Here is a 13130-nt window from a genome sequence, read left to right as displayed (position 1 = left end):
CTAGTCCTTTACTTGGTAAACTACATCCATTAAAGTCCCATCACGGTATTCAATCAAAGCAACTGGCTTATCTGTGAACGCTAATGGGGCCGCTTGGCCGACAATTTTAGCCGCTTTTTGGCGGAGTTGTTCAATCGTAAATACTGGAACACCGGGAATATTAACTAACGATTTAAGCAAATCCTTACGTTTAGGATTAATCGCAATCCCTAATTCTGTCACTAAAACATCAATTGAATCCCCTGGTGTAACAATCGTTGTCACATCATCAACAACTGTTGCAATTCTCCCTCTGACAATTGGGGCTGAAATAATCGTTAACTTGGCATTAGCAGCATCTTGATGGCCACCGATTGCCCCACGTAAAACACCGTCTGAGCCAGTCATCACATTAACGTTAAATTTCGTATCGATTTCAAGCGCTGATAAGATGCAGACATCTAGTTGGTTCACCGCAGCCCCTTTGTTGTTAGGATCTGCATACCAAGAAGCATCAATTTCTTGTTGATTTTCGGTAATCGCCATGCTATCAGCAGCCCCCTTATCAAAATCTTGAACATCTAAAATTTTACCGACGAGGCCTTCATTTAATAAATCTACAGTAGGCTTGGTAATCCCCCCTAAAGCAAATGAAGCTGTAATTGATTTTTTCAACATTGACTCACGTAAATAACGCGTAACAGCTAATGCAGCACCACCAGAACCTGTTTGGAATGAGAAGCCTTGTTTGAAATAAGGAGAATGTGTGATGACCGCATTTACCATTTCAGCAATTTTTAATTCCTTAGGATCTTTGGTAAAGCGGGTTGCACCTGAACCAATTTTCTCCGGATCCCCCACTTTATCCACTTTCACCACATAATCAACTTGTGTTTGTTTGATACTAGCAGGCGTGTTGGGATATGGCATAAGCGTGTCAGTTAATAAAACGACCTTATCTGCATACTGTGCATCTATTAAAGCATAACCTAATGAACCAAAAACAGCATTGCCTTTAATCGCGTTTGCGTTACCAACTTCATCAGAATTGGGAACCCCTAAGAAGGCAACATCAATCTTGATATCACCACTTTCAATGGCCCGTGCACGGTTACCATGTGAACGCAAAATAACCGGATTTTCCAAACCACCATGCGATACTAAATCCCCTAATTCGCCACGCATTCCAGATGATGTAATATGGGTGACAACACCTGCTTTGATTGCTTTAACAACCATTTTATTCATCACATTTGTAAGCGAACTTGGTGCTAAAGTTAAGCCTTTAAAACCTTGATCAATCAAGATTTGCATAACCGCATTAAACACGTAATCCCCTTCACGGAAATGGTGATGGAATGAAATTGTCATGCCATCTTTGAGACCAACTTTTTTAATAACAGCTTCAATTGACGACACTAACTTGGCGTGACCTTGATCAACGGTTACTTTAGGTGCCGCCCGTTGAATTTCGGGATGCCCGATTTCAACAGTTTTAAATGGTTGATAACGCAATTCCTTCATTAAATCATCTGGTAATTCTCGTTGTACATTATTCAGCATGCCAATTTCCCTCCTGATCAACTAAGTGTGATGCTTCTGCCAACATCATCGTCCGTTGTGCGCGAGCAACTACTGGTTTATCAACCATCTTACCGTTCAAGGCAATAACCCCTGAACCTTTAATCCGCGCTTCTTCAATCGCATTTAAAACATCCTTTGCATTTTGAACGTCATTTTCAGTTGGTGCATAAATTGCATTAACTAGCGGAATTTGGCGTGGATTAATAACTGATTTACCGTCAAAACCAAGTTCATGAATTAATTCAACCTCGTGTTTAAAGCCAGCTTCGTTATCAACATCTGAATACACAGTATCAAAAGCGGCAATACCAGCAGCTCTAGCACCATGTAAAATCATATTACGAGCAAATGATAATTCTGCGCCATCAGGATAACGGCGTGTCTTCATATTAGTAACGTAATCTTCAGCACCAATCGCAATTCCAATTAATCGATCTGAAGCTTTCGCAATTGCTGGTGCATTTAAAACACCTTCAGCACTTTCAATGGCGGCCATCATCTTAGTGGTTTTATGCGGTATATTAAAATAAGCTTCAGCTTCAGCAATCACCGCTTCTGTTTCCAAGACATCATCAACAGTTTCAGTCTTTGGTAATCGAATAACATCCACACCAGCTTTAACCATTGCGAAGATGTCTGGTCGGCCAAATGGCGTTTCCAAATCATTAATTCTGACAACCAACTCAGTATCACCATAATCAACTGTTTGCAAAGCTTGCATCACTAGCATTCTAGCAGCGTCTTTTTCAGCAAGTGAGACTGAGTCTTCTAAATCGAACATGACTGAATCAGCCCCGTAAATCCCCGCATCCTTCAACATCCCCGGGTTATTTCCTGGTACAAACATCATCGTCCGTCGTAAACGTTCCATTAGCCTAGTACCTCCCAATCTGGATCATTTTGTTTGTCGATTGCCCGTTGAATAGCTGTGATCAAGCGTGCTTTAATCGTACAATCTAAAGCGCCTTTATCGACCGCTTTCAGTTTAACGTTTGTAATGCCGTACTGCTCTAAGATGGTTCGCATTAATGTTCGAATTTGTGTCCCAAATTGTTTTTCAACCGCACTTTCTAATTCAATTTCAGTTGGCCCCTCAATTTTAGAAAGCATGATTTGAATATCACTTGATTCTAGTGTACCTGCAATTGCTGTATGTTTAATTTCCATCAACTTGCATCCCTTTCTGAATTCTGACTTGTAAAGTAGCCTGATTTTGTTTAATGAATTGATACGTCGTTGCTGGGACGAACGTACGAATCGTCTCAATGGCGCCACTTTGAATGGCTTTTCTGACTTGTGTTGCTGAAATGACTTGTTCCGCTGTTTCCAGTCTTGGGAGCACTTCAACAATGACCTCTGGCGGTAAATTAGCTTGTAACGCTTTGTTGTAAAGGGCCGTTGTTTTAGAGAAGGGTTCTTCGCCTAAAAAACGTTGTCGAATATTTAACTGTGTCGCAATTTTTTTAAACAATTGGGCATCCAAAGCGGTTTGATATTCTATGACATCTTGTGACTCTGGCAGAAAATATGAAGGAAACGTTGCATAACTAACCATATACTCACTACTTGGGACGACGACAACGTTGGGTAAATCTGCAAGTCCTTTTTGAACCAGTTTAAACCGTTCTTCAGTTGTAAATAGCGACACATCCTGACTAACAACGAAAATATAGACAAAATCACTTTTTTGAGCAGCTTGTGTCACCAAATAACGATGACCTAACGTAAATGGATTAGCATTCATTACAATCGCACTAATCATTCGCGTAGATTGATTCTCTAAGCGCGGCACCTGGGCAATAAATTGTTGCAAAGAAACATCCCCGGCTTCCAATAAGACAGCTAAGGCAGTTTCAGCCAAAAGCTTAAAACCAACAAATTCAAAGCTTTTCCGGTAAATTGGTTTGGTAAAAACAAAGAAATGAAAAATGCCTTGCTGGCTTAGGGCGTTGATCAACGCCGAAATAATGTCGTTAAACAACTTACCATCTTGATAGTTTGCATCAACGGCAATATATTTTAAAACATTTTTTTGATAGGCGCCAGTTGCAATCAGTCGTTGGTCTTCAAAAATACCGAAACAGCCGTCGACATCAACAGATACTTGAGATGAACCTTTAATTCCTTCTTGCGCAAGTAACGCGGCCCATTGTTTATAATAATGCGTCTCTTTTAAATTTAGTTTTTTAAGTTGTTGAGCGTAATTCATTAAAAGCTCCTTTTATGCAAATAATCGCATCAAGAATATTGATAATGTTACTGTGATAGCCCCACCTAGACGGACAGCTACTTGTGCAAATGGCATTAAAACCATACGATCGCCCGCTGCTAAAATTGCCAAAGCGCCTGTTCCACCTTGGCCACTACAACATGATACCGCAATCGCTGTATCAACTGGGTACATTCCCAAGAATTTAGCACTAAAGAATGCAGCAACGACAATTCCAGTAACTGTGACAACAATTGTGATCAACATTGGTACATTCGTAAAGACTGTAATCAATGATTTCCAAGGGGTCATCGCCACCCCAACACCAAACAATAATGGCGGTGTGATTCCTTTAACCGTTAAGCTGTATAATGAACTCCCACCAGCTTGTAAGCTCGCTGGAATCCAGCCCAACATTTTAGCAGCCATCACGACAATTAATAAAACAATTGGTGCTGGTAAATGAATCACACTATTGACCCAAACCCCTAATAAGTAGAGTGCAACGGCTAAAACACCAGATACCAACATTTTTTCGATGTCAGCACCATTTGATTTTTGCGTTAAATTATCAAGGCCTGATTCAGCTTCATCTGATTCAACAAGTCGGCCATTGCCAGTCCATTCAGGATGCACATCACCGATTTTTTTCAAAATACCAGCTAAGATAACTGCTACTAAACTTCCCAGCATAACACAAGGTAAAATCATCGCGAAAATCTTAGGTTGGGTCATTGAAATAATGGCTGCATAACCTAATGACAATGGCAAAGCACCTTCGCCAACACCGCCGGCCATAATTGGTGCAACAACATAGAAGTAAGTCTTCCATGCAGAGAGACCTAATAACGTTCCAACGGCAATTCCTAAAATCGGACCAACAAGTTCGCAGATCAATAGAACCACGATAATTCTGGTACTCGCCTTAATTAAGGTCTTACGGTTCATCGCACTGATACTACCAACAATCAATAAAGCAATGAAAAAAGCCAAGAAATTATTACGTGTCATAAAATTTGTGACAACCCGAACAGTACCTTTAGGTAACCAATTCTGATAAACTAAATATGACGGTAGGAAGGTAACGACCAACACTTTACCACCTAATGATTTCAAGACCGGAATGTGCTTACCAACTTCTTCAAGAATAAATGAGAATAACGTCATAATGCCTAAAGCACCTAACATATCATCGGGCATTTGATTCTCCATGGTTAATAGAATGTAGCCAAGTGTTAAAATTAGATAGAGTGGCATCGGAATAATACCAATGTGTAATGCAATAAATTTTTGAAATAAATTCTGATTGTTTAAAGTTTTCTTTGCTTCCATGTCAAAGACTCCATTCTAGAATCATTATTTATACTGCTTTACTGCTTCAACGATTGTTTCAACGACACCATCATCAAAAACACCCGGCACTATTTTTTCATTAGCTGGTGCTTTAATCATATTAGCTAATGCTTTTGCAATCTCAGCTTCCATGCTGGTTTCAAAGTGGGTCACATGGTTTTCAAGTAAGCCTCTAAAAAGGCCTGGGAATGCTAGAATATTATTCACTTGATTGGGGTAGGCTGAGCTACCGGTGGCAATTACTGCTGCACCCGCTTTTTGTGCTAATGCTGGTTCAATTTCTGGAATTGGATTAGCTAATGCAAAAATAATGGGATCAGTTGCCATTGATTTGACCATTACTTCAGTTACGATTTCCCCTACTGATAAACCAATCAGTACATCTTGATCAACCAATGCTTCTGCTAATGTGTGCGCATCTGTGTTTGGTTTAACTGACTGAACAAATTTTAATTGGTAGTCATTTAGGCTAGTACTTTGATTGCGAACTACCCCTTTTTGATCGACTAGTGTGATATTGCGAAGACCTGCACTAGCCAATAGCTTAGCTGTTGCTAGTCCTGAAGCACCGGCCCCATTGACAACCACCTTTAAATCAGTCAATGATTTATCGACAACTTTAGCAGCGTTAATTAGCCCTGCTAATACAACAATCGCTGTTCCCTCTTGATCATCGTGATATACTGGAATATCGAGTACCTGATTCAATTGATCCTCAATTTCAAAACATCTAGGTGCCTTGATATCTTCCAAATGAATACCGGCAAAACTTTTACTGATATTCTTAACCGTTTGAACGAATTCAGGAACCGATGTTTGATCCAATGCTAATGGAATCGCATTGACGCCTGCTAATTCCTTATATAATAACGCTTTCCCTTCAACGACTGGTAAGCCACCTTGGGGGCCAATATCACCTAAGCCAAGGACGGCGGAACCATCTGTAATAATTGCAATTAACTTGCCACTAACCGTATATTGGCGGGCAAGCGATGTATCTTGTTGAATTAAGTTACTCAACTCGGCAACACCCGGTGTATATGCTTTCCCTAAATCTGTTCTATTTTTCACAGGCAATTCACTATGAATACTTAAGACGCCTGTATGCTTCTGGTGTAGTGCTTTTATCTCATCAAGAGCCATTTGCATAACCTCCAATTTAAAATATATTAAAAAAATAAAATATTTTTAATATATTTTAAATTAATCATACTTCTATTTCTTATTTTTGTAAATAGAAAGCGCTATATTTAATATGTATATTTTCCCATCTGTCTTTTTTAACAAACTAATTCAAGGAGATTATCATGTCTGAACAAACAAATACTGATATCTTGATCAATATTGCGCAAGATTTCTATATCAATCAATTAACAATTGCAGATATTTCAACAAAATATCAAGTTAGTCGTTACAAAATTTCAAAATATCTAGATGAAGCACTAGCTAAAAATATCGTTTCGATTACAATTAAATCACCTTTTGCTCGCAGTCCGGAACTTGAAAAACAACTCAGTATCAGCTATCCGGGTCACCGCTTCTATGTACTTGCTAACACTGAAAAAAATAGCAACGATGCCGACCGTTTCTACGCTTTTGCAGCTCAAAACGTTCAAAGGCTTATTGAACCCTTAAAAATTATTGGACTAAGTTGGGGAGACACGGTTTACAATGTTATTGAACGATTCAAACCGACAACTAAGGAGCAACTGATTTTCACGCAATTCATGGGTGAGAATGGTAAATACAACTCACTTGCTGGTTCAATGCGGATGGTTCAGAAAGCGGCCAATAAATATAATAGTCAATATTCAACATTAAATGCGCCCCTCTATATTCTTAACAATCAAATCCGCCAACTATTGGCACTTGAACCGGCAATCCAGCCAACTTTAACAACGGCGCATCAAATGGACCTTATCTTAACCACCTTAGGAACGATGGAATCCTTAGAATCGATTCCTAGTTGGCACGATAGTCTAGCTGCCCTATTCCCTAAACTCAATGTAAAACAAATCGTTGGATTACTCTATGGCCGGCCATTCGATCAAAATGGTCATTTTCTAATCGACTCTAATGCTGATAAAACTTTTGGTATTTCAATCGATAATATTCTTCAAGTCCCGATTCGCGTTGGTGTCGTTAATAATAAATTTAAGAGTCATGCTGTGGCTGCTGCATTGCGTGGCAATTTCTTAACAGATGTTATCCTCGATGAACCGACAGCAACTAAAATTTTAGCGTCAAACGTTTAATAGTAACCAAAAAGGCATCAAGACAAATTAATATCTGTCTTGATGCCTTTTTAAGCTTTAATAAATGTTAATAGCACCTGATTAAACACGTCAGCTTGCTCAGCCATCACGATGTGCCCAGCTTCTTCAATGATCTCAAAGTGTCCATCAGTTCCCATTTGAGCCACTACTTCAGCAAATGCTGGATTAAAATAGGGACTTTTTTCACCAACAATTATTAAGTACGGTTGCGTACTCTGCCGAATAACATCCCGCCAATCTTGAAATGCATGATCCACTAATAACGGTAAATCCAGTTCCCTATCAAATGAGTGCTGCTGCTTAACTGCAGTGACTAATTCATTAGTCACCGTATCAATCTTCCGATAGGTTGCCCGACCAAAGTCTAATCTAAGTTGGGTGGGAAAGCTTGACCAAGTTAAGTCCTTAAACCCATAATCCCAAGTTTCATCAGCAATCATTTTTGGTGACTGATCGATAATAACCACCTTTGCCAATTGTTTATCAGAATAAAGTGACATGTAAGCCCATATACAAGCGGCCCCCATTGAATTACCCACCAAGATTGGTTTATCTAATCCAAGTGCTGTAATTAATTCAGCAATATCTTTGGCCATTCGTGACATTCTTAATCCCTTCACCGTATGCTGTGATAATCCTTGATTGCGAACATCTAGCTGAATAACCCGAAATTGACAAGCCTCAAAGAAGGTTGCTTGCGCATGCCAAATTTCTTTAGAAGCGCCAAAACCGGCTAAGAAAAGGATTGGTTGTCCCATTCCTACATCTGAATAATCAAGCGCCACTTTGTCAGAGGTGATAAATTTCATTTAATCGCCTGACTAACATCAGTATCAATATCACTTTGTGGGCCATCTCCGACAATGATATCTTTGAATAACCCGTAAACAAATCGGTTCGGATCAAAGAGTTGTAGATCATTCATTTGTTCACCCAGACCGACCATCTTAACTGGTAAGTGCAGTTCAGTCCGCACGGCTAAGACAATCCCGCCTTTGGCCGAACCATCTAACTTGGTTAAGACAATCCCAGTCACATCGGTTGTTTGCTTGAATTGTTTAGCTTGGATTAAAGCATTTTGGCCAGTTGTTGCATCTAAGACTAACAAGACTTCTTGCGGTGCTGCTGGCACTTCACGGCTGATAATTCGTTTAATTTTTTCTAATTCCTTCATCAAATTGACGTTATTTTGCAACCGTCCAGCCGTATCAACCAATAAAATATCAAATTGTTCCGCTTTAGCGCGCTTAACTGCGTCGTAGACAACAGACGCTGGATCGCTGCCCGCTAAACTGGCAACAACCGGCACATTATCACGTCGGCCCCATTCCTGCAATTGTTCAATGGCCCCAGCTCTAAAGGTATCACCGGCCGCTAATAAGACCTTCTTACCCGCTTTTTCCAATTGATGGGCAAACTTCCCGATCGAGGTTGTTTTCCCGGCGCCATTGACCCCCACGAATAAGAAGACGGTTAATTCACCTTGTGGGGCGAAATGCAATTGATTATCTTCTGCTTGACCTTCTTGACCATACAAATCAACTAACTTTTCAACAATTGCTTGCGAAACAGCTTCTGGTTTCTTAACATTGCGCAACTTCACTTCATCACGCAATTCATCAGCAATTTTCATCGCTGTTTCATAGCCAACATCAGCTTCAATTAACATTTCTTCGACATCATCGAAAAAGGCTTCGTCAACATTTCTAAAGTTAGCAAACAATGCATTTAACCGTTGGCCGAATGTGAGCCGTGATTTTTCTAATCCGGCAGTATACTTTTTCGTTTCAGCAGCTTGTATTTCACCAGTTACTTCAGCTTCATTCGTTTCCGAAACGGCAGTTGTCGCTTCTGCAACTGATTCTAATTCTGGTTCTGGTTTTATCGGTGCTTCTGCTGGTGTGTCAGCCGTTGGCATCGTTTCTGAATCATCTTCAGTCGCTAAACTAGCTGGTTCATCGGTTTCAGTTTTCTCAGCCGCCGAAGTTGTTGCGGGAGCTTGCGGTTCAACCGGCAAAGCGTCTGATTCGGTCGGCATTTCCGGTGTTGTTGGGTCTTGTTCAACCGGTATTTCTTTTTCTGGTTCGGCTGAGAATGCTTTTTTGATGCGATCAAATAATCCCATGGTTTTCCTCCTAGGCTGTTGCGTGTTCTTCTAACGAGACAGAGACGATTTTCGAAATTCCAGATTCCGCCATCGTCACGCCATATAATCGATTAGCTTGCGTCATTGTCCCTTTTCTGTGGGTAATCACGATAAACTGCGTATCACTTTCGTAGCGTTTCATGAAGCGCCCAAAACGTTCCACATTGGCTTCATCCAGTGAGGCTTCGACTTCATCCAATATACAAAACGGTACTGGTCGCACTTTTAGAATTGCAAATAACAGCGTAATTGCCGTTAATGCACGCTCACCACCGGATAAAAGACTCAATCGTTGTAATTTTTTACCAGGTGGTTGCGCGATAATATCAATACCACTGGTCAATAAGGCATGCGGATCCGTTAAGGTTAAACTGGCATGTCCACCACCAAACATGATTGGAAAAATATTTTCAAAAGCCGTTGCGGTTTGCTCGAAAGTCGTCTTAAAACGCTTAGCAACTTCGGTATCCATCTCCGCCATCGATGCCAATAGCTGGCGCTTAGCATCCATCAAATCCGCATCTTGTTGCATCAAGAAATCATAACGTTCTTTGACGCGTTGATAATCATCAATGGCTGCTAAGTTAACCGAACCTAAGTCTGCCAGCCCCAATTTAATTAGCTTTAATTTCGAGCGCAATTGATCATCTGTCAAATCAGAAGCGGCTAAGGCTGTTTTAGCGGCCTCATAGGTTAGCTGATAGTCTTCGCGTAGGGTATTCAGCCGTTGGTCAATGTTAATCTTAACCCGATTGAGTCCAACAGCATTTTGCTCTTGTTCCGCTAAACTATTTTTTTGCAGTTGATAGACTCGTGTGGCATTTGCTTGTAGTGTTTCTTGTTCCGCTTTGAGGGCCGTTTTTTCATTCTGCTCAGTAGTTAATTTAGCCTGTACTTTATCAATCAAAACATTAGTTGTTTTCAACAGTGTTTGTCGCTTTTTTTGACTGGTTGCGTCTTCTTGATCAGTCTGCTCTAACGCCGCCAATTTAGCCTGGTTAGCCTTTAATTGCGCGGCCAAATCATTGCTGTTGCGCGTGGCAATTGTTAGTTTTTCTTGAACATTTTTTTGTTCCGCTTGTGCCACAGCAAATTTCGTTTCTAGTGCTGTCTGCTGCTGGCCAATTTGTTTTTGGCTCTCATCAAAATGTTGTAATTGCGCATTGGCTGTGTCGAGATCCGCTTGCAATTGCGCAATCGCGGTCACAATTGCGGCCTCCGCTGTCTTCAACTCAGCTCGGCGTTGCAAATTAGCATTGTAATCTTGTTGTTGTTGTTGCGCTTGATAATCGGTCGCTTGTTGTTGACGTTCAAACTGACTTAACCGTTCTTCAGTCAAAGCTAGCGTATTTTGAGCAGCTTGATATTGGTTTTTAGTTGTCTCTAACGCCGCTTGTTTCGTATCCAATTCTGCTTGACGTACTGTCAATTGAGCTTTGGTCGCTTGGACACTCGTTTGTTTTTGATCTAAAGCCACCTGCATCTTAGCAATTTGGTCTTCTAAATCAGTCAAGGTTTGCTTACGTGCAAGTAAACCACTATTGTTCTGACGATTATTGTGACCACCCGTCATTGAACCCCCAGGGCTTAAAATATCCCCCGCTAAAGTAATAATCCGGTAGCGGTGGCCCGTAAGTTGGCTCAATTTAATGGCCGGCTCCAAATCAGTCGCAACAATCAAATTCCCCATCAAATGACTCATCACCGGGCGCACTTGTTCATCAAACTGGACAAGATCACTGGCAATGCCGATAAATCCAGGTTGTTGTTGTAATTGGTTGACTAAGCTACTTGGTAATAAGCGCGATTTAACAACGTTATTTGGCAAGAAAGTCGCCCGCCCAATCCGATTCGTTTTCAAATAATCAATCGCTTGTTTGGCAGTCTGTTCATCCCGTGTCACAACTTGTTGCAACTGTGCGCCTAACGCTAATTCAATTGCTTGTTGATACTCAGTTGGTACTTGCATCAATTCAGCAACCGCCCCCAATAATCCAGGAAATTGTTGCTTGTGTTTCAAGATTGCCTTAACGCCTTGGTAAAATCCGGCATAATCATCATTTAACTCGGCTAAACTTGCCTGTTTCGCCTTAGCTTTTTGCAAAATCCCGGAAGCTTGGAACCAATTATTCTGTTGCGTTTGATAGGCAGCTTGATCGGCACTAATTTGTGCTTGTAACTGTCTTAAGTCCGCTTTTAAAGTTTCATATTTCGTCTTAAGGGTGTCACTTTGGGCCTGTTGTGTTTCTCGTTCTGCCTTCTTTTGTGCTAGTTGAGCCGTTGCTTCATCAACCACAGTATCTTGTCGTGCGAGTTGGGTCTTAGTTTGCAGCAAAGCTTTTTCCAAATATTGTTGTTCATTATGATTGGTCGTTTGGGCTTGCATCTGGTCAATGTAGGCTTGACGAATTTGTTCGATCTTCGCTTTTAATTCGGACTCACTACCTGAGGCTTGGCGTTTTAGCGTCATTAATCGCGTCTTTAACGCATTTAAGTCTGCCACTTTCTCAGCATAGACCGCTTTTAATTCTGTTTGATGCGCCTGTTCAGTCGCTAGTTGCTGGGTCACCGTATCAATCTGATCAACTAGACTTTGACGATTAGCATCTGTGTAATTAGCCCGCTCTTTTGAAACGTTCTCTTGACCCAGCAAATTTTCGGCCAAGCGAGACTTTTCTAACAACGTCTGATTATCTTGTTCAATCTGCTGTTCCAATTGCGTCAAAGCAGTCTGATTCTCACTTTGGGCAGTAGTAGTTTTAACAATCTCAGCTTCAATTTCTTGTAAGGCTTGAGCTAGGTTTTGAGCCTTGGTTTGGTATGTCTGCTGATCAGCCACTAATTGATCAATTTCAATCACCAACAATTGTTGATGAAGCATATCATATTGCGACTTTTGGTCAAGATAGTCTTGTGCAATACTGCTTTGTTCCTTCAACGGCTCAACTTGTCCACGCAATTCGTGCAAAATATCGGCAACCCGGCTTAAATTTTCATCAGTTTGATCTAATTCAACCTGGGCCTTTTTCTTTTGTTGTTTATATTTTAAGACGCCGGCTGCTTCTTCAATAATATTCCGCCGATCTTCCGGTTTACTATTGAAAATTGCTTCCACACGGCCTTGTGAAATAATTGAAAACGATTCGCGACCTAGGCCAGAATCCATAAATAAATTAATAATGTCCTTTAAACGGCAACTCTTTTGATCCAAATAAAATTCACTATCACCATTTCTAAATAAACGCCGCGTAATCGTGACGTTAGCTTGTTCTTGTTTTAAGTACTGATCACTATTATCAAAAACGAGTGTGACTTCTGCCTTATTCATCTGTGGTCGTAAATCAGTTCCAGCAAATATAATATCCGGCATCTTCTCGCCGCGTAAACTCTTCGCGGATTGTTCACCCATTGCCCAACGAATGGCCTCAGTGACGTTACTTTTACCACTTCCGTTAGGCCCAACAATTCCTGTGAGTCCTTTTGAAAAATTGATTTCCGTTTTATCAGCAAATGATTTAAACCCTGATAAAACTAATGTCTTTAACTGCATGCGTTAAACTCCCTACACAAGACAGTTTTTCAA

10 protein-coding genes are annotated in these 13130 nt (G+C 40.7%); 1 reads left to right on the top strand and 9 read right to left on the bottom strand.

The window, feature by feature from the left end:
* Genes citF through FC90_RS02740 form a run of 6 tightly spaced genes read right to left on the bottom strand, consistent with a single transcriptional unit; the run spans position 1 to position 6268 of the window.
* Entirely contained in the window at positions 1 to 1542 is a 1542-nt protein-coding gene (gene citF / locus FC90_RS02765) for a citrate lyase subunit alpha (protein ID WP_057907779.1), read from the bottom strand.
* A complete protein-coding gene (gene citE, locus FC90_RS02760; protein ID WP_057907778.1) occupies positions 1532 to 2434 on the bottom strand; it encodes a citrate (pro-3S)-lyase subunit beta in 903 nt (300 codons plus the stop codon). Before citE ends, citF begins: the two co-directional genes overlap by 11 nt.
* Positions 2434 to 2730 (bottom strand): citrate lyase acyl carrier protein, encoded by a 297-nt coding sequence (citD, locus tag FC90_RS02755; RefSeq protein WP_057907777.1) that lies wholly within the window; start codon positions 2728 to 2730, stop codon positions 2434 to 2436. The genes citE and citD overlap by 1 nt, the downstream gene beginning before the upstream one ends.
* Complete coding sequence (citC, locus tag FC90_RS02750; protein ID WP_057907776.1) at positions 2720 to 3772, bottom strand: [citrate (pro-3S)-lyase] ligase; 1053 nt, start codon at positions 3770 to 3772, stop codon at positions 2720 to 2722. Before citC ends, citD begins: the two co-directional genes overlap by 11 nt.
* A gap of 12 nt (positions 3773 to 3784) precedes the next feature.
* Entirely contained in the window at positions 3785 to 5104 is a 1320-nt protein-coding gene (locus FC90_RS02745; protein ID WP_057907775.1) for a 2-hydroxycarboxylate transporter family protein, read from the bottom strand.
* 24 nt (positions 5105 to 5128) lie between these two features.
* Positions 5129 to 6268: an NAD(P)-dependent malic enzyme gene (locus FC90_RS02740; protein WP_057907774.1), complete on the bottom strand. Its 1140-nt coding sequence runs from the start codon at positions 6266 to 6268 to the stop codon at positions 5129 to 5131.
* A gap of 164 nt (positions 6269 to 6432) precedes the next feature.
* Between FC90_RS02740 and FC90_RS02735 the strand changes: the two genes are divergently transcribed.
* Positions 6433 to 7380 carry a sugar-binding transcriptional regulator gene (locus FC90_RS02735; RefSeq protein ID WP_057907773.1) on the top strand — a complete coding sequence of 316 codons (948 nt, stop codon included), beginning with the start codon at positions 6433 to 6435 and terminating at the stop codon, positions 7378 to 7380.
* 50 nt (positions 7381 to 7430) lie between these two features.
* On the opposite strand, the gene FC90_RS02730 is transcribed toward FC90_RS02735, so the two are convergent.
* The 3 genes from FC90_RS02730 to smc are packed head-to-tail and all read right to left on the bottom strand — an operon-like array spanning position 7431 to position 13097.
* A complete protein-coding gene (locus FC90_RS02730; RefSeq protein ID WP_057907772.1) occupies positions 7431 to 8210 on the bottom strand; it encodes an alpha/beta fold hydrolase in 780 nt (259 codons plus the stop codon).
* Complete coding sequence (ftsY, locus tag FC90_RS02725; RefSeq protein WP_057907771.1) at positions 8207 to 9526, bottom strand: signal recognition particle-docking protein FtsY; 1320 nt, start codon at positions 9524 to 9526, stop codon at positions 8207 to 8209. Before ftsY ends, FC90_RS02730 begins: the two co-directional genes overlap by 4 nt.
* 10 nt (positions 9527 to 9536) lie before the next feature.
* Complete coding sequence (gene smc / locus FC90_RS02720; protein ID WP_057907770.1) at positions 9537 to 13097, bottom strand: chromosome segregation protein SMC; 3561 nt, start codon at positions 13095 to 13097, stop codon at positions 9537 to 9539.
* Between the last annotated feature and the right edge of the window lie 33 nt (positions 13098 to 13130).

This window comes from Latilactobacillus graminis DSM 20719 (assembly GCF_001436415.1).
Classification (GTDB): Bacteria; Bacillota; Bacilli; order Lactobacillales; family Lactobacillaceae; genus Latilactobacillus; species Latilactobacillus graminis.
The sequence above is the reverse complement of the archived record's forward strand: the minus strand, read 5'-3'. Positions and strand labels throughout refer to the sequence as shown.

Bases quoted from the DNA above. Each gene is read 5' to 3' on its own strand.
- smc (WP_057907770.1), bottom strand. From the start codon at position 13,097: ATGCAGTTAAAGACATTAGTTTTATCAGGGTTTAAATCATTTGCTGAT.
- citE (WP_057907778.1), bottom strand. From the start codon at position 2,434: ATGGAACGTTTACGACGGACGATGATGTTTGTACCAGGAAATAACCCG.
- FC90_RS02735 (WP_057907773.1), top strand. From the start codon at position 6,433: ATGTCTGAACAAACAAATACTGATATCTTGATCAATATTGCGCAAGAT.
- ftsY (WP_057907771.1), bottom strand. From the start codon at position 9,526: ATGGGATTATTTGATCGCATCAAAAAAGCATTCTCAGCCGAACCAGAA.
- citC (WP_057907776.1), bottom strand. From the start codon at position 3,772: ATGAATTACGCTCAACAACTTAAAAAACTAAATTTAAAAGAGACGCAT.
- FC90_RS02730 (WP_057907772.1), bottom strand. From the start codon at position 8,210: ATGAAATTTATCACCTCTGACAAAGTGGCGCTTGATTATTCAGATGTA.
- citD (WP_057907777.1), bottom strand. From the start codon at position 2,730: ATGGAAATTAAACATACAGCAATTGCAGGTACACTAGAATCAAGTGAT.
- FC90_RS02740 (WP_057907774.1), bottom strand. From the start codon at position 6,268: ATGGCTCTTGATGAGATAAAAGCACTACACCAGAAGCATACAGGCGTC.
- citF (WP_057907779.1), bottom strand. From the start codon at position 1,542: ATGCTGAATAATGTACAACGAGAATTACCAGATGATTTAATGAAGGAA.
- FC90_RS02745 (WP_057907775.1), bottom strand. From the start codon at position 5,104: ATGGAAGCAAAGAAAACTTTAAACAATCAGAATTTATTTCAAAAATTT.